The organism is Spartinivicinus poritis (assembly GCF_028858535.1).
In the GTDB taxonomy this organism is placed as follows: domain Bacteria; phylum Pseudomonadota; class Gammaproteobacteria; order Pseudomonadales; family Zooshikellaceae; genus Spartinivicinus; species Spartinivicinus poritis.
In genome coordinates this window covers 114,995-132,355 of sequence record NZ_JAPMOU010000011.1, presented here as the reverse complement: position 1 = coordinate 132,355, position 17,361 = coordinate 114,995, and the positions used below count along the sequence as shown (strand labels likewise).

Sequence of the window (17,361 nt, the reverse complement as noted above, 5' to 3'; positions counted from 1 at the left end):
GGTAAGCATGTCACAGGGCAAAAGTGCAAAGGCTTCATAGTGCCAAGTGACTTGATTGCAAGTAATTGCTTACCTGGGCCTTATAAAGAACACACTTTTATAGTGTGCGTTGTGCATCAGTGTTTGATTGGTTTACTGTTGGTGTAGCATTATTTGTAACGGTGGCGAGCTCGGCTGAACTTTTTGATAAAGTCATTTGAGCAAAACCTGTGGTCAGCACCCCCAAGCCAAAAATAAAAACTAACACCAGCATAAAATCAGGTTTGTTTTTTTGTGTCATTTCCACTAACCCTGCTGGTCTTTCAGTTAATTCCTAAATTTCCCCAAGTGGTCTTTGCAGTTAGCAAGACAGCTACAAGCTCTTTTATTGACACAGGGAGATATTTATTTTCTCTCAGTGGTTATTACTACACACGTCCTTAGTAAATTGTGGTGAACGAATTGCTACTTGTTTTGTGGTTCATGTATGTAACAATTGTCTATATAGCAAATTTATCGCTTATTTGTATTAGTTGTTTGCTAGTCACCAACTACCTTAGTTACTAAGCACCTCACTCACTAAGTACTTCACATGTGCCGTATGAGCATTGTGGTTTAATTGTACTCATTAGTTAATTGAATGAACGTGACTATAGCCACAGTTTAAAATATGTGTGAAGTAAAACCAATTAGCATATAAAACGCAAGGAATATTTCTTACATGCCAAATTACTGGTTAATGAAGTCTGAACCCGGTGTTTTCAGTATAGACGATCTTGCTAACTGTCCTAATCAAACAGAGCACTGGGATGGGGTAAGAAATTATCAAGCAAGAAATATGATGCGTGATCAAATGCGCAAAGGAGATTTGGTGTTTTTTTATCACTCCAGTTGCAAAAAAACTGGAATTGCAGGAATAGCGAAAGTCGTCAAAGAAGCTTATCCAGATCATACGGCACTTGATTCTGACTCCGACTATTTTGACCCCAAAAGTACAGTCGATAATCCACGCTGGTTTATGGTAGATATTCAATTTGTAGAAAAGTTCACACACTTGGTTTCATTGCAACGCTTAAAGGAAAACCCACTGTTAAAGGATTTACCACTGGTACAAAGAGGTAGCCGCTTATCAATCATGCCTGTAGCTGAAAAACAGTGGCATGAAATTTCATCTATGGTGACAAAACTGTGAGTTTAATAGAAGAATAGCTGACTCATTGGGACATAGGCTTTTCTTGATGTTGTTCCACACCACAAAGGCTAAAAAAGTACCTTGCCAGAAAATAAATGTGCTTGAAGACTATTATCAACTTTATGCATATACCTATGGCTCTCCAACCAGTTGATTAATAGTAAAATAGTGGATAACAGGCCTGTATATTAAGCTCTAGCCAACTAAATCGGTTGTGACTATGCTTGAAATATGGAGCAGGAAAGGGCAGCTGTGTTATCCCCTACAACAGAATCGAGTTTAGTTAAGTGGATTAATGTTGGTGGTGGCTTATTAGTATCCCTCATCAGCGTTTATCTTTTTGTATCTGAAATTTCTCAACCTGTGGCTATCAGCCTGATGTTACTAGGGATGGGTATGGTAGCCTACCTCCACAATGCCTGGCTAGCAATAGGCATCGCCTGTGCGGCTATCGTTTCAGCACTGTTTTCCCTATTTGAAGGCATTTCTATCCAACAGTTTTATGTTGAAAATGAGCTATTAATGTTGGATGAGGATGATCATGAGGTTATAGCCATACCAGGCAGTGTAACGGTTAGCCTGGTCTGTGCTGCGCTGTGCTTAATTAAACCAGATAAATTACCTCTTTTTAGTAACTCGCATTTATATAAATGTGGTTTGGCTGCTATACCTTTAATTTTTGGTTCGGCAGGGTTAATCGCGATAGCACTAAAATTGCCAGATAGCTATGGTTTTGCTCAAATTTTAAGTTTCAGCCTACTGATCAATATTGCTCTAATCACAACAGGGTTGTGCTTACTGGTTGCCTTCACTAACTGGCAGGCTACAGTTCAGGATAAAATACCGCAGTGGATTGCTGGTTATTTAGCGATTGTGCTGATCATTATTTCAACGCTATTTGCCCTAGTCATGGAGAAAAAAGATTTACGTTTTTTAACGCATCATGCACAACATACAGCGCAGCAACTGGGGAATGGAATATCTTCCATGCTGAATACTCAACGCAAGGCTATTGACCGAATGGCTGCTCGCTGGGCACATCAGGGCGATATGGATAAGACGACTTGGCTAGCTGATGCAAATCAGCTGTTGAAAGACTTCCCAGAGTTTCAAGCGATAGAGTGGATGGACCCAGACTACCAAATTCGTTGGCTAGTGCCTTATGAAGGCAATGAGCAGGCGTTGAATTTTCGAGTGCCTGCTGATAATCCCGCCGTGGTACATTTGCGTCGTGCCTTTAGCAGTAAAACCAGCGTGATCACTCAAGTCATTCAGTTGAAACAGGGAGGCGAAGGGTTTATTAATTATACGCCTATTTTTGATTTAAGTGGCCGCTTTCATGGTTATATTGTGGCCGTGTTTCGGGTTAAAACGTTAGTTGAAAGCATCACTCAGTTGCCTATATACAAGGGGTTTTACTTTGAGATTAGAGAAAGGAATAAGGTTATTTATCTCTCATCTTCTGTGCTGAAGCCCAGTGGTTTTTTTGGTAAACCAGCAGCTGAGCATATGATTAACCCTAATCAGCACTCTCCTTGGATTGTCCAAGCATACCCTACTGCAGAGTTAGTAAGCCGTAGCCGTTCCTTGCTACCAGCAGTTGTGCTGTTTTCAGGTTTTATTTTTACCATGATGATTTGCACTAGCATTGTTCTATTACGCCGTTCTTATTTAGATGGTCGTATAGCTGAACAAGCGATCAGCAACTTGAAGGAGGAGGTTGCGCGGAGCAATGAAACAGAGAAAACACTCAAGGAAAGTAATGCACAACTTGAGCTATTTTTTGATCTAATTAATCAGTCGCGTGATGCACTGATGGTGGTAGACCCGGAAACAAGAGACTTGCTTTATTATAATACTTCAACGTATGCATCATTAGGCTATACAGAAGAAGAGTTTGTTGCTGCATTAGAAGAAGGCACATTGATTGCTGAAAAAATGGACAGAGTAATAAAGAAAGCATTGAGTTCTAGACGGAAACTCACCTCAAATATCTATCAAATGGAAGTGATAAAAAAGGATGGAGGTGCTTTGCAGGTAGAAGTAACAACCCGCATGGTGAACCATCACCATAAAAAATACTTAATAATTGTGGCTCATGATGTCACTGCAAATAAAGAGATGGAGCAACGCTTAATTAATCTAGCGACTCGAGATTCGTTAACTGGGCTATTTAACCGCAAGCACTTTGATAATTGCCTTGAGGAAGAGTGGAGCCGGGCAATTAGGCAAAATGAACCGATTGCTCTCATGGTGACAGATTTAGATCGATTTAAAAAATACAATGATAGCCAAGGACATCAGCAAGGAGATGTTTGCTTGAAGGATATTGCGAGTATTCTTAAGCGTTCAATTACTCGCAGCACTGACTTATTAGCACGATATGGTGGTGGTCAGTTTGCTGCAATTTTTCCTGAAACCGATTTACGAGGTGCCCAGGAAATTTCGCGTCGAATTCATCATAATATCGGGGATGCTTATATTAGCCATCCTCTTTCAGATGTTTCGGCCTATATTACCTTAAGCATTGGTCTGGCATCTTGCATCCCGCAACCAGGCAGCAGTAGTCATGAGTTATTAAGGCAAGCAGAAGCTGCACTTATGCAGGCTAAAAAGCAAGGGCGTAATCGCACTTGCTCGCACCAAGATGAGAAACCACCACTAACCCTCACGCGTTAATAACCTTTTTAGTTCCCTGAAGAGGGTTGGGGTGAGGGGAATAAGTTGTTTAAAAATAGCTGATAAGCGGAGTTTTCGGTTTCTTCCCAGTAGTGATAGCCAATGTCAGTTAAAAGCGCTGGAACTTTGTCTCGGTCATTGATTGGCGTTTGCAGACTAATCTGGCTAAATATAACTATCCTTAGTTGGTTTAAGCATAGGTAATATGTGTCGTCTAAAAAATATCAGCTTCAATTACATTAAGTTTTTGTCAAGAATATCTTCAGCAGTAGGTTAGTCATATTTTTTGTTGCCGGTGGTAGCTTTATATTCTGATAAAAAGGATTTTTTTAATATTCCAGGGTTATTTGTTTTGTGTTTTCCTATCTGGTGAAAATTTTTTGTAAATAGTAAACGCTTTTAGAGGAATTTATTTGCTGCTATACAGCTAATTTGACTGCACCTTTTTAATTTTGACATATAAGATTTATTTTATTGTTATAGTTACTTCCAGTAATATTTGTAATTATTAATTAAGACTTAAGTCCTATTAGACCATTGCATTACCTGTTGATTGTAATACGAAAGTATTATACGACATAATACGTTTTATTGTTAAAGTATAGTCTCTTACTAATTTGTGTAGAGTGATGTATTTTTTGTGGAGTAAATAGTAAAGCTATGCGAAACGGGATAAGGGAAATACATACTTTGGGCCCAGATGGGACAAACTGCCAATTGGCTGCAATTCACTATTGCCAAGAAAATGCTTTAGATGCAAAGGTAGTACTTCATGAAACCTTAGAGGATGCGTTAGATGTTGTTTTAACGGATCGAGACTTTGTTTTACTAGGTTGTATCGTTTATCCTGATCTTCATAATATTGTTTTTTCAACACTAAAAGAACTAAAATTAAAAGATATTTTTCTTTTAGATACCTATGAAATGGTTCTTGCAACTAGAGTCGACTTTGAAGGATCTATTGATTGTGTAGCTAGCCATCCGGCCCCCAAAAATCTTGTTCCCAATGGTGCAAATATAGAATTATGTTCGAGCAATGCAAAGGCGGCTAGTATGTGTTCGAAATCTGAGGTGGATGCTTGCATTACAACAAGTAAAGCTGCAAACAAATATAACCTAAAAGTAATAACAGATTTTGGGAAGGTGAAGATGGGATTTAGTATTCATGAACATAAGTAAAATCATTCAGGATATTAAACCTATTATAGAGTTAACCAATGAGTTGGCTTACCTCCAGAATGAAAGTGGGACTATTAATAAAGAAGACGAACCTAAAGGGATAAAAATACTAGCCAAAATTACTGGCTTTTTTAAAAGTGAAGTGAGAAAAAATATTTCACCTGTATATTGTCAGGCACTGATTTCAGATATAGCTGACTGGGTGAAAGCTGGACTTGAAAACCCACCTGATTTTGGGAGGTCTAGAGACTCGATAAAGTTGCCAGAAAATGGCTGCTTATTTTATTTTTTTGGGCCATTGAGATTAGCCAATGGAAATAGAAATGGCTGGAAATTTGAAACCTTTTTATCATTAAGAGATGAGCCAAATACACTTCAATATAAGGATATGTACAGCAAGTACCCACATCCCAAATGTATTTGTCAGTCCTCTCATTTGTTAGCTGGCAGTAGAGGGCTAATGGAAAGTAATAACATTGTTTTCTTTCCAGAAAATATACAGGCCTGTGAGTCAGTAGATCGCCAACAGTATGCAGTCTTCTTTTTTAACAAATTTTACCTAACTTATAACAGCATTTCTATTCCTGTAGCAAATTCAATAATTGATAATAGTTTTGTGAAAAATGAAACTAATGGAAATGTGGTAAATAATTATGAGGCTCGATGTGTCTGGGGATATTTGCACGATTTCTTCCATCATATTGGTCCTAGGCCTTTCGATGAAAATATTGAAATCAAAACAAAATGGTACACAGGCCTACTCGAAGAAGTGAAGGTGGATTTACAGACTCTGTTTGCCTGTTTACAGGATGAAACCATTCCACATCGATTGGAAGTTGCTGAATTTATTTTATTGGATCGTATGTTTAGGTATCCAACGGAAAAGAATTGGTCAAAAAATTTTGATTCAGGGACAGGTCTTCTAATGTTGTCTTGGTTTATCCAGGAAAACGCAATAAAAATTACCGAAGCTAAGCAGCTAGTCATCGATTTAGATCAAATTATAGTAGCCTCTAATAAAATGGTTTGTGAAATTGAAGAAATTGAACTGTTAGAAGATCAAGAGTACTCAGCAAAAGCAAAGCAGTTTGTTGCTATGCATTTGAAAGTGGATAGAGGTGATAAGAAGACCTACTTTGGTTTTGACTTTGAAAAAATTGGTGGCAATGTATTTGAGAAATTTCATGGTATCGCTGGGAGTGTGCGATACGAAGTGGAAGAACTTCTTCAGCCAGTTTTGGCTCGACATGAGTCTATGTTTTCAAGCTAGAATTGCACTATTTGTAAGCCTAAAATATGTATCCAAATTTTCAAGATCTTAACAAACTTATCGAACAGGACCTCCACGAAAAGAAATATTTTTCAAAACAGAGCTGGAGTTTCCCAAAACAATACAATGGCCAAAAAGTCTATGATGTTATTATTGTAGGTGCTGGTCACTCAGGTCTTGCGTTAGCACACCAGCTTCGATTATTAGGCATTGGACGGATTTTAATTTTAGATAAACAGTCAATTGATAAGCCAGGGCCATGGTCAAGTTTTGCGCGAATGGAGAAGTTACGAACCAGTAAATATTCCCAGGGACCAGAATGTGGGAACCCACTATTAAGTTTTAAATTCTGGATAAACTCTTTAAAAGGTCCAAATGCATTTGAAGACATTGATTTTATCAAAACAGTGGACTGGGCTAACTATTTAAGTTGGTTTAGAGATATTTTGAAAATTGATGTGGTAAGCGAAACTGAAGTTTTGTATCAGCACTGGAACAGTGATGCAAACAGTTTTGAAATTACTGCTCTCAACGGCGGAAAAGATAAAAATTACTATGCTTCATTTCTGTGCTTTGCGACAGGGATGATCGCCTGCGGGGGCTGGGAGGCTCCCAGTAACCTCGTTAAGAATATAGATCCAAATAAAATTGGGTATGCCTGGAAAAATATTGATTTTTCTGAACTGTCTGGTAAAACCCTGGCAGTTATTGGGGGAGGTGCATCTGCGTTTGATAATGCGTTAATGGCTTCTAAACATGGAGCTACCTGTTCGGATATTATCTCTCGCCGAAAAATTCCTGATGGTCGTCCTCTATCAGAAAAGCTCTGGCTGGGGAGAAGTGATGACCAAATATTTCCGGATGAAGAGACATATCCCGCAGATATGACAAACCCAATTTTGAGATTTACTAACACATTAGAGAAAGATCTATATCTGGATGTAATAGAAAACTTCTTTTTGGATGGTAGAACAACCTCGCGCCCAGAATATCAAAGGCAATTTCAAAATATTGAAGGGTTAAATGTCTATGATGGCGTTGGTGAAATTGCAATAACTGAAAGTGATGATAAAGGCAAGTATCGCATCAAGAGCCGATTAGGATTTGATAAGACCTATGATTATTTAATTTTAGCCACAGGCCCAAGATACGATTTAGCATTAAGGCGAGAATATTCATCAATATCAGATGAAATTTTAACTTGGGGAGATATCAACGATAAGATAAAGCTCTTTGATATCGAAGCACTTCCTAAATTAACGGACGAATATCAAATTCAGTTTAAAACAGATAACCCCGCGGCCACAAAACTATATTGCCTGACAGATTTTGTTCATTTAACGGTGGGAATTCCAGCTTTAGCGAATGTGGTAGAGAAAATTTCTAGGTCCATTGCAAATGCCTTGTATTTGGATAACTCGAAAAAAATAGTTGCTTATATGGCCGAATTGAACAATCAAGAAGAGACCTGTGATGATAGTCGTTGTAGTTGATGCAATCTCTACGGGGGTAGATTTATCCTTAGCACTTATTGAGCGCGGCTGCCTTTGCATTCAGGTTTGCTCGAAAGTGGTATACCGACAAGATAATATCAGCTTTTTGAAAACACTTGTTGTTGAAGCACCTCAGGCTTTAGATAAAGCAATAAGCGAAGATTTTTTTGATAATGTGGATATGGTGGTTGCAGGTTCGGAACCAGGTGTTACATTAGCAGACGAAATAGCTTCAAAACTTTCAATACCCTATGCCAACGATTCAAAAACAACCGAATTGAGACGAAATAAGTTCAAGGCTCAGGAAAGATTGGCTGAGATGGATGTACGTTCGATTCATCAACGGTTGATCAGTGAGTTTTCAGATGTGGGGAAGTATGACATTCAATTTCCTGTCGTTGTTAAACCCATAAATAGTGGCGCTAGTGATGGTGTTTCCTTATGTTTAGATGACGAAGCATTTGAGCATAGCGTAATGAAAAATCTGGGGAAGACTAATATTCTAGGCCACATTAACTCAGAGCTATTGATTCAGGATTATATAGAAGGTGTACAGTATTTTGTAAATACTATTAGCTGGGATGGCGATGTATACACCACGGACGTTTGGAAAACCTATCGGCGAAAAGTGCCTGGCGCGATGTTTATTTTTGAGGGAATGAAGTTATGTGACCCAACGTCGCCAGAGGTGAAAAGGCTTATAGAATATAACAATCGTGTGCTATCGGAACTGGGATTAAAGTTTGGTGCAGCACATAATGAAATAATTATCGATAAACATGGCCCTGTACTAGTTGAATCCAATGCACGGTTGATGGGAGCCTCAATAAATGATTCTGCTTTTAAGGCTGCAATTGATAACACTCAAGTAGAGTTGCTTGTAGATGTATATTTAAATAAAGGATTCGGTGAAGATCGCCGCATTTACCAAATGTCTAAATCCCTAGCGGAAATATCACTAGTGTTCGAAAAAACAGGTGTATTGGAAGCCTTTAGTGCTAAGGATTCAGTTTGTGACCTGGATTCCTTTTACTGCTTATCAGGAATACCAGAAATTGGCTCAAAGGTTTCAAAAACTAATGACACCATTGGGCACGCGGGTTTTATTTATCTTGTAAATGATAATCCAGATCAGCTGGATAAGGATTTTAATTATGTGCTAGATCTGGTCAAAAAAGATCAGATCTACAAAATATTAGAATCTAAAAATAAGGAGCAAATTTTATGCTAGAAAATAACAAGCAAAAATACAATTTTGATCTTAGTGACTTTAATAAATCTTATAGTGATACAGTTCTTGATAAAGTTCGAGAGGAAACGGAAAAGTTAGGGTTTGAAATGTGCTCTGACCAAACAATGGGAGCGCTTTTGCGGTTTCTTGTTTCCACAAAACCGGGTGGTAATTTTCTTGAGCTAGGAACTGGAACAGGAGCAGCTACTTCTTGGATCTTGGACGGGATGGATGAAAACTCCAAGTTGATTACTATCGATTCAGACAAGTTCTGTATTGAGGCAGCTAAGCGCGCTTTACCAAATACGTCTTCGATTGAGTTTGTTAATGATGATGCTTTGGAGTTCCTCAAAGCCCAAAGTGCAAAGTCCTTTGACTTAATTTTTGCTGATGCTGAACCAGGTAAATATTTTTATCTAAATGAGACCTTAGAATTATTAAAGCCAGGTGGTATGTTTATTGTTGATGATATGTTGCCCCAAAGTGATTGGCCAGAGGATCACTTTCCTTATGCAATGCAGGCTTTAAGTAATCTCAAATCTGTTACTACCACTCACACGGTGAGTTTAGATTGCTCAACCGGTCTTATAATGATGTCACCAAAGTGAAATTATCGTGATTATAAAAAATATACTAGGTGTAGGCTTTGGCGGTAGTATGCATAACTCTGGTGCTACTCTTATTAAAGATGGAGAAATTTTAACTTCGATTGAAGAAGAGAGAATTTCCAGAGTTAAGGAAGATGGCAGCTTTCCATCGAAGGCTATTCAATTTTGCCTTGAGTCAAATGGCATCAAACCAGAAGAGATAGACTTGGTTGTCTTAGGTTGGGAGAACAAGCGGCAACACAAAGATTATCTTAATTTATTACTGGCTGGAGATATTTTTTCTAAATACACAGCAGTTAATAAGTTAGGGTATTTATGTTTCCAGAAAATTACAATGAATCGGTATTTGGATAAGCTGAAGTCTCAGTTTCCAAATGCGGCGGTTGAAACAGTTTCTCACCATCAAGCTCACGCTTATAGTACCTATTATGCTTCTCCTTTTGATGATTCACTAGTTGTTACCTGGGACGGGCGAGGTGAATATGAAAGTGCAACTGCATATAACGTGAAGAATGGGAAATTTGACTTACTTAAGCGTCAAGTTATGCCCGAGTCATTGGGTTTTATTTATCTTGCAGTTACTCAGTTTATTGGTTTTGATTTTGGTGATGAATACAAAGTAATGGGCTTAGCTTCGTATGGTGAACCTATTTATTTGGATAAGTTTCGGGAAATCATCAAGCTCGATGATGAAACCATGTATAAGATTGAACCTGGGTACCTGCAGCATTGGCTTTTTCACAAAAAATGCCCCCAAGAAGGTCCATTTTTTGGTGAAAAGTTTGTAGCGCTATTTGGTGAACCTGCACCTAAAGGAGTTGAACCAAGTAAGAGAGAAGTGGATATAGCTGCTAGCCTTCAAGCTCGTCTGAATGAAGTCTGTAGTTCCATTGTTCAGTCTTTGGTTCACGAAACTGGCATTAAAAAGCTTTGTCTAGCAGGAGGTGTGGCGTTAAATGGCGTTGCCAATCATTATGTCTTAAAGAACTCTGGTATTGAGGATATTTTTATTCAGCCGGCTTCCGGTGATGGAGGGATTTCCTTGGGCGCAGCCTATTGGGGATACCACCATTATTTTGGTTGTAAAACGAAAATTCCGTTTGATCATGCCTATAAGGGAGCAACATTTACCAATGAGCAAATTAATGCAGAACTAGCACCTTACAATCTGAATAGTTATAGGCTGAAAAAAAAGGCGAAGACAATAGCGACTTTACTAAACGAAGGAAAAGTGATTGGGTTATTCCAAGGCACTGGAGAAATTGGACCAAGAGCTTTGGGTAGTCGCAGTATTCTTGCTGATCCAAGGCCGTCAGAACATAAGGAACTTGTTAATTCTAAAATTAAATTTAGAGAAGGCTTTAGACCTTTTGCTCCCTCTATCCTGGCAGACTATGCCTGCGACTATTTGGATATAGAAGGCCCTTCTGAATATATGCTATTAATTGCTGAAGTCAAAGAACAGTACAGAGATTATTTGGGAGCGGTTACCCATATTAATAATACTGCTCGCCCACAAACTGTAGAAAAAGATGTAAACCCGGAATATTACAGCATTATTTCAGTATTTTATGAGCTTACGGGATGTCCTGCTGTATTAAATACAAGTTTTAATGTTAAAGGTGAGCCTGTGGTTCACACGCCAACAGACGCTATTCGGTGCTTCTTTTCAACGGGGCTGGATTACTTGGTAGTCGGCGATTTGCTATTTAGCAAAAATAAAGACTTCTCAGAAATTCAGGCAATTGAAGGGGAAAGTCATAAGCATGAAGAATATAGCTTGGCATAAGTGGGCTTACTGATGCTAGATGAAAATATAAAAGAAAAAATTTCTGATGAACTATTAGAAATTGCGGAAAAAGTTCTCTTTCACAATAAGCAATCAATCGATATCGATACAGAGCTTTTTGGTGGTGGTTCTGGATTAGGATCATTAAAGTTGATTGAACTTGTCTTTGCAGTTGAAAAAAAATATCAAATTGAATTTGACCCTAAATACATGCAAGGAGAGTACTTCTCTTCAGTTGCTACGTTGACAGAAACTGTATTATCAATACTAGAGTCCAAACAGTAAATCTATGAAGACAAGGCCAACAAGAGCAATCTTTATTCATGGAAACAGGGGAGCAAATGCAGATTTTGGTTGCTTTCCTTATATAGATAATCTTATTCGAGCGTTTGGTATTGAGATTATTCGTGTAAACTTCCCAGACCCAATTCGTGGTCGCATGAAGTATTGGATGCCTTTTCTTGAGTCCCTGCAGCCAAATGAAAACACACTGATTGTTGGTCATTCTTCAGGAACTAGTGCTGCCTTAAGATATGCAGAAACAAATAAAATTTATGGGAGTCTCTTAATTTCTGCTCAATCTGATGATTGTGGCTTAGAGTTTGAGAGGTTCAGTGGATTTTATGAAAGCCCGTTTAACTGGCAGCAAATAAAAAATAATCAAAACTGGATAGTGCAGGTACATTCCTCTGATGATCCTTATATTCCTGTTACCAGTGCGACTAATCTCAGTAACCAATTAAGTAGTACGTTGATACTGACCAATCAGCATGGACACTTTACAGAGTTCGACTTTGCTACAGACTCTATACCCCGGTTACAAGAAATTTTGACTGATAAATTAAAAGTAGAATCCAATGAGTGCGGTTGTTAATATTTTTTCCCTGATTGCAGAAAACTGGAATAGCGATAATATTGCGCTGATTGATGATGCTTCGGGCAATCAAATTAGCTACAAAGATTTTGCCAACCTTGTTGATAATCTTTCCAGTCAATTAACAGACTGCGGAGTTCGAGAAAATGAAGCAGTCGTATTGTTGCTAGAAAAAAGTATTTTTTCTGTTGCTGTGATGGTTGCTTGCCTCAGGCTGGGTGCCTGTTATATCCCCTTGGATTTAAACTCTCCGCAAGCCCGTCTCGATTACATCATAGAGCTTGCTAATCCAAGATTGATTCTTTCTGAAGGTGAGAACTTTGAGTTTTTAAATTATGAGAAAGTAACAACGCCCTCTGTGTTTGTTGCTGCCTCTGTATTTGTTACTGAAAGCTCGTTAACAATGAGTACACCAGTAATAGCGCTAAGGGCAAACGATGCCCGAAAATATCCAGAGGGTTGTACTTATGTCATATTTACCTCAGGTTCAACTGGTAAACCAAAGGGAGTGCAAATAGGTCAAGGGGCTGTTGTAGCATTCCTGAATGCTGTCTCTAAAGAGGTTAGCTATGATGAAAGCACCGTTTTCCTCAACACCTCACCTTTGTTTTTCGATGCTTCTGTACTCGATATATACATGACCCTAAGCAAAGGGGGAACATTAGTTTTATTTACACCTCCACCTTTCCCATCTGTATTACCCAAGGTGATTTCTAAATACGGTGTAACTGATACCTTAATGGTTTCAACCCTACTTAAACTATTTGCTAGTCAATACAGTGGCTTTGAGCAAGCGGATTTAAGCTCATTAAAATCAATTTGGTATGGCGCTGAGCCGTGTCCAACAGGTGTTTTACATAAAATACAGCAGAAGCTCCCCGAGATTGTATTTATTCATGGATATGGTCCAACGGAAGTGACTCATACTTCATTATTTTATGTCACAAAGAATGTACCTTCAGATAACTCTTATTTACCTATAGGGCATCCCTTGGATGGGCTTGATGCTCGCCTTGATAGTAGCGGTTATGATTCTCCCTACATTGGTGAGTTACTGCTAGCTGGGGATCAGGTTATGCTGGGATACTTAGGAGACCTGGACGGATTAAACTTTATAAAAATAGACGAAAAAATATTTTATAAGACTAATGATGTTGTTCGGATTGATGTAGAAGGTAATTATCATTTCTTATGTCGAAATGATGATGCAGTTAAAGTATCGGGACACTTCATCCATACAACAGAAATTGAATCTGCTGTTAATTCTTTACCAGGAATTCTCTCTTCGACGGTCATTGTTTCAACAAAGTCAGATGCCGGAATTGCTCAAAATATATTAATTCTTTTCTATGAAGGTGATCGGACACCCGAAGCGGTGACAAATGAGCTGGCTGGGCGCCTACCCAACTATATGGTTCCAGAGGTTATTCGCCAGTTAGAGGCAAACTCCCCAGCTATTTTACCCTCTGGCAAACTTGATAAAGGCAAGTTAAAGGAGCTTTTCCATGAATTCTGAAAATAGCTTTGATAGCGTCGTGCTGACGGTTACACCAAAGTCAAAGAGTGGTTTATCTATCTATAGGGATATCGAGCAATTATGCATTGATACCTTATCAGAGTTCACCTCTCCAAATGGTGCTGTTGATTCGATAATCCAAGAGCTACAAAGCCTTGATGTTTGTATCGAAGCTTTTTCAGAAGTTGGCCTCACCATTTCTCTTGAGGTTCAATTAGCTAAAAAATTATTCGGCTGTGACTTTATAAAAAGAAGAAACCGATTTATCAGCGAGTTTTATCGCAGTGAAATCATTGCAGATGGAAATATCGATTTTTCTACATTGAAGTGCGCCGAATATATTGAGTGTATTTCAATTCCGAAGGGTAGTTTTGAGCTTAGCCTTGAACGACCGGTTCTTGATTATCATATTTATGCAGTACCAGAGCAGGTTGCTCAGGTCGCTGGAGCCACTGGTTTGAATGCAGCAGGTTTTAATGGGGATGGTGTTAAAGTTGCCATTATCGATACGGGATTGTGGGAGCATCCTCATTTTAGCCATCATAACTATAAAACCTCAGTATTTTCTGCTGTCTCTTTGCTTGATGCTGCTCGTGACGAGCGTGGCCATGGAACAGCAATGTCATCGGTTACCCTTTCCATTGCCCCAAGTATCGATTTAACAATGATTAAAATGTGTGATGGAAAACTTTCTTACCCTGTTGCTGCATTGCAGAAAGCGGTTGAGATGAGGCCTCATATAATTAATTGTAGCTGGGGAACTATAGGTTATGAGCCTGCTGTACACTTGGAAATTGTCAATGCTTTAGCAAAAGGTATTCAGGTAATCTTTTCATCGGGTAATGGTTCTACGGATAAAAAAGAGGCGATGTTCCAGTCGATTGCTCCTCCAGATTGTTTGACTATTGGTGGAGTGTATATAGATGAAAATGAAATTGAAGTGTCGGGTGTATCGAGCTCCTACCAATCTGATGTTTATGAAGGGCGCAATGTACCCGATATGTGTGGTATTTGTGGCCACTTACCTAGTGCCAGATTAATTCTATTTCCAACGGAACCTGGCTCGGAACATGATCTTAGAAATGGGCAGACGGATGGAACCGGGGGGGATGATGGCTGGTTGGTCTCTAGCGGTACATCTGCTGCTGCCGCTTGGGTGACAGGCCATTTGGCTTTGATTTTACAGCAAAATCCATCCATGTCATTGAGCCAGCAACGGGCTTCCCTGCAGAAGGCTTGTATTAAAGTGAGTCGGGGTGTTAGCAATTCTGGAGATGCCGCGACAGGAGAAGCAAACTGTCCAGCTACAGGTTCAGGTGTTGTACATGGAAGCAAAGTTGTTTTAAATCCTATGAGTGAATAGTTTGAATTAAATTATTTTCCTGATTCCACAATAAAACATAAGACAGTATTTGAATAGTTTTGTGTGCTAGTAGGGTAAGTGTGCACAAAGTTTAAGCATTTTGGTGCTTGGGAAAGCTATGCGATAGAGCTACCAGATTATCTTAAATACTGATTACAGATTAATAAAATATTACAATACTTCAGACGGTTTTAGGGGTAGATAAACTGAGGGCTTGCGAAGTGTAGGCGTTCTTTAATACTTTATTACAACTGTTAGGGTGCCTCGGTTGCTTGCGGCCAAGTAGTCAGGCTGAAGGAATTTTTTAATTATATAAAAAACTGTCTGAAGTATTGGTATTATGAACATTCGAAAAATTCTAAATGATAGAGTTCGCTTATCAATGGATGCATTAGGTGTCCCTGCTGAGTGCTCTGCGAATATATCACTTTCGAAACAAGTCAAGTTTGGCGATTATCAAGCAAATGGCGTTATGGGAGCAGGGAAGAAGCTGGGTGTAAACCCCCGGGAGCTGGCGCTCAATATCGTTGATAAGCTCAATCTTTCTGATATAGCGGAAAAAGTCGAGGTTGCTGGCCCAGGGTTTATCAACATTCATTTAAACTATAGCTGGTTAAGTAAGAGGCTTGAGCAAGCCCTTAATGATGACCGGTTAGGTATATCTGCTGTTTCAGAGCCACTCAATATTGTTGTTGACTATAGTTCACCAAACTTAGCTAAAGAGATGCATGTGGGTCATATTCGACCTACTGCTATTGGTGATACGGTAGTTCGAGTGTTGGAATTTTTAGGCCACAAGGTAGTTCGTCAAAATCATGTAGGTGATTGGGGGACTCAGTTTGGAATGCTGCTTGCGCACTTGGCAGATGGAAAAAGTGGTGGTGAAGATGTTGAGATTGTACTTGCAGATTTAGAAGTATTTTACCGAGAAGCCAAAAAACGTTTTGATGAAGAGGAAGGTTTTGACCAGCGTGCTAGGGATTATGTGGTTAAACTTCAAAATGGTGATAAGACCTGTCTTACCCTATGGGAGCAATTTATAAAAACCTCCTTGAGTCATGCGGATGATATTTATGAAAGACTGAACATTAGTTTGGGTTCAGAGAATGTTGCAGGAGAAAGCTTTTACAATCCTTATCTTTCGGAGGTAGTTGAAGACCTTTTGAATCAAGGTATTGCAAAGAGAGACCAAGGTGCGGTGGTTTGTTTTATTGATGAACAAAAAGATAAGGATGGTAATCCTGCCGTCATGATTATCCAAAAGAAGGACGGTGGTTATCTCTATGCAACCACAGATCTTGCTGCAGTTCGTTACAGAACCAGGGAGCTACATGCAGATCGTGTTTTATATTTTATTGATATGCGCCAATCACAACATATGCAGCAGGTGTTTTCTGTTAGCCAAGCGGCTGGTTACGCAGATGAGACAGTCTCTTTAGAGCATCATCCTTTTGGCACAATCAATGGCTCCGATGGTAAGCCTTTTAAAACCCGTAGTGGTGGAACGGTGAAGCTAGGGGATTTATTAGATGAAGCTGTGGAGCGAGCGAAAAAAATTATTTTAGAAAAAAATCCAGATTTAGATGAAGTCAGTTTAGGTGAGATTGCACAAAAGGTGGGTATTGGCGCAGTTAAATATGCAGATCTTTCAAAAACACGAACAAATGATTACGTTTTTAACTGGGATTTGATGTTGAGCTTTGAAGGTAATACGGCACCTTATCTTCAGTATGCCTATAGCCGAGTGCAAAGTATTTTTCGTAAGGCTGAACTTGATCCAGCAAATATAAGAGGAGAGGTTTTAATTGTTAGTCTTCAGGAAAAATCATTATCGCTGAAGCTCTCCCAGTTTGAAGAAGTTTTGCAACAGGTAGCTAATGAAGCCTATCCTCACATACTGTGTAATTATTTATATGAATTAGCATCTTGTTATATGAGTTTTTATGAGTCGTGCCCAATCCTTAAAAGTGACGTGGATGAAAAATCCAGAAATAGCCGGTTACTTTTATGTCACCTAACAGGAAGAGTTTTAAAACAAGGGTTGGAGTTATTGGGTATTGAAACTATGGATAAAATGTGAGGCTTGTTAAGGCTCGCTAAGAAGGCTGTGTGCTGAGTTCAGAAAGCCACAGCCTGCTTGCAACTCTCATTGTTGCTGGCTTCACAGTAGTGAGCCAGCCCAAAAAAC

General features: G+C 39.0%; 14 protein-coding genes. 13 read left to right on the top strand and 1 reads right to left on the bottom strand.

Annotated elements, in window-relative coordinates; genetic code table 11:
* Window positions 1–97: 97 nt before the first annotated feature.
* Entirely contained in the window at window positions 98–280 is a 183-nt protein-coding gene (locus ORQ98_RS11140) for a hypothetical protein (protein ID WP_274688883.1), read from the bottom strand.
* A gap of 420 nt (window positions 281–700) precedes the next feature.
* Between ORQ98_RS11140 and ORQ98_RS11135 the strand changes: the two genes are divergently transcribed.
* The 13 genes from ORQ98_RS11135 to argS all read left to right on the top strand — a co-directional run bounded on the left by ORQ98_RS11135 (window position 701) and on the right by argS (window position 17,253).
* Entirely contained in the window at window positions 701–1,171 is a 471-nt protein-coding gene (locus tag ORQ98_RS11135) for an EVE domain-containing protein (protein ID WP_274688882.1), read from the top strand.
* A 231-nt stretch (window positions 1,172–1,402) separates the two neighbouring features.
* On the top strand, window positions 1,403–3,850 hold the full coding sequence (locus ORQ98_RS11130) for a diguanylate cyclase domain-containing protein (RefSeq protein ID WP_274688881.1): 2,448 nt from the start codon (window positions 1,403–1,405) through the stop codon (window positions 3,848–3,850).
* A 660-nt stretch (window positions 3,851–4,510) separates the two neighbouring features.
* Complete coding sequence (locus tag ORQ98_RS11125) at window positions 4,511–5,029, top strand: prephenate dehydratase domain-containing protein (protein WP_483414573.1); 519 nt, start codon at window positions 4,511–4,513, stop codon at window positions 5,027–5,029.
* Window positions 5,016–6,299, top strand: coding sequence for a DUF6421 family protein (locus ORQ98_RS11120; protein WP_274688879.1), 1,284 nt, complete (start codon window positions 5,016–5,018; stop codon window positions 6,297–6,299). The genes ORQ98_RS11125 and ORQ98_RS11120 overlap by 14 nt, the downstream gene beginning before the upstream one ends.
* A gap of 26 nt (window positions 6,300–6,325) precedes the next feature.
* The gene (locus ORQ98_RS11115) at window positions 6,326–7,792 is read left to right on the top strand and encodes an NAD(P)-binding domain-containing protein (protein ID WP_274688878.1); all 1,467 of its coding nucleotides are present in this window, start codon (window positions 6,326–6,328) and stop codon (window positions 7,790–7,792) included.
* Complete coding sequence (locus ORQ98_RS11110; protein ID WP_274688877.1) at window positions 7,773–9,023, top strand: ATP-grasp domain-containing protein; 1,251 nt, start codon at window positions 7,773–7,775, stop codon at window positions 9,021–9,023. Before ORQ98_RS11115 ends, ORQ98_RS11110 begins: the two co-directional genes overlap by 20 nt.
* Window positions 9,017–9,631, top strand: coding sequence for an O-methyltransferase (locus ORQ98_RS11105; RefSeq protein WP_274688876.1), 615 nt, complete (start codon window positions 9,017–9,019; stop codon window positions 9,629–9,631). The genes ORQ98_RS11110 and ORQ98_RS11105 overlap by 7 nt, the downstream gene beginning before the upstream one ends.
* 7 nt (window positions 9,632–9,638) lie before the next feature.
* Complete coding sequence (locus tag ORQ98_RS11100) at window positions 9,639–11,420, top strand: carbamoyltransferase family protein (protein WP_274688875.1); 1,782 nt, start codon at window positions 9,639–9,641, stop codon at window positions 11,418–11,420.
* Window positions 11,421–11,432: 12 nt separating this feature from the next.
* Window positions 11,433–11,705: a phosphopantetheine-binding protein gene (locus ORQ98_RS11095; protein WP_274688874.1), complete on the top strand. Its 273-nt coding sequence runs from the start codon at window positions 11,433–11,435 to the stop codon at window positions 11,703–11,705.
* 4 nt (window positions 11,706–11,709) lie between these two features.
* A complete protein-coding gene (locus ORQ98_RS11090) occupies window positions 11,710–12,294 on the top strand; it encodes an alpha/beta hydrolase (RefSeq protein ID WP_274688873.1) in 585 nt (194 codons plus the stop codon).
* On the top strand, window positions 12,278–13,810 hold the full coding sequence (locus ORQ98_RS11085) for an AMP-binding protein (RefSeq protein WP_274688872.1): 1,533 nt from the start codon (window positions 12,278–12,280) through the stop codon (window positions 13,808–13,810). The genes ORQ98_RS11090 and ORQ98_RS11085 overlap by 17 nt, the downstream gene beginning before the upstream one ends.
* On the top strand, window positions 13,800–15,173 hold the full coding sequence (locus ORQ98_RS11080; RefSeq protein WP_274688871.1) for a S8 family serine peptidase: 1,374 nt from the start codon (window positions 13,800–13,802) through the stop codon (window positions 15,171–15,173). Before ORQ98_RS11085 ends, ORQ98_RS11080 begins: the two co-directional genes overlap by 11 nt.
* A 340-nt stretch (window positions 15,174–15,513) precedes the next feature.
* The gene (argS, locus tag ORQ98_RS11075; protein WP_274688870.1) at window positions 15,514–17,253 is read left to right on the top strand and encodes an arginine--tRNA ligase; all 1,740 of its coding nucleotides are present in this window, start codon (window positions 15,514–15,516) and stop codon (window positions 17,251–17,253) included.
* Window positions 17,254–17,361: the final 108 nt, after the last annotated feature.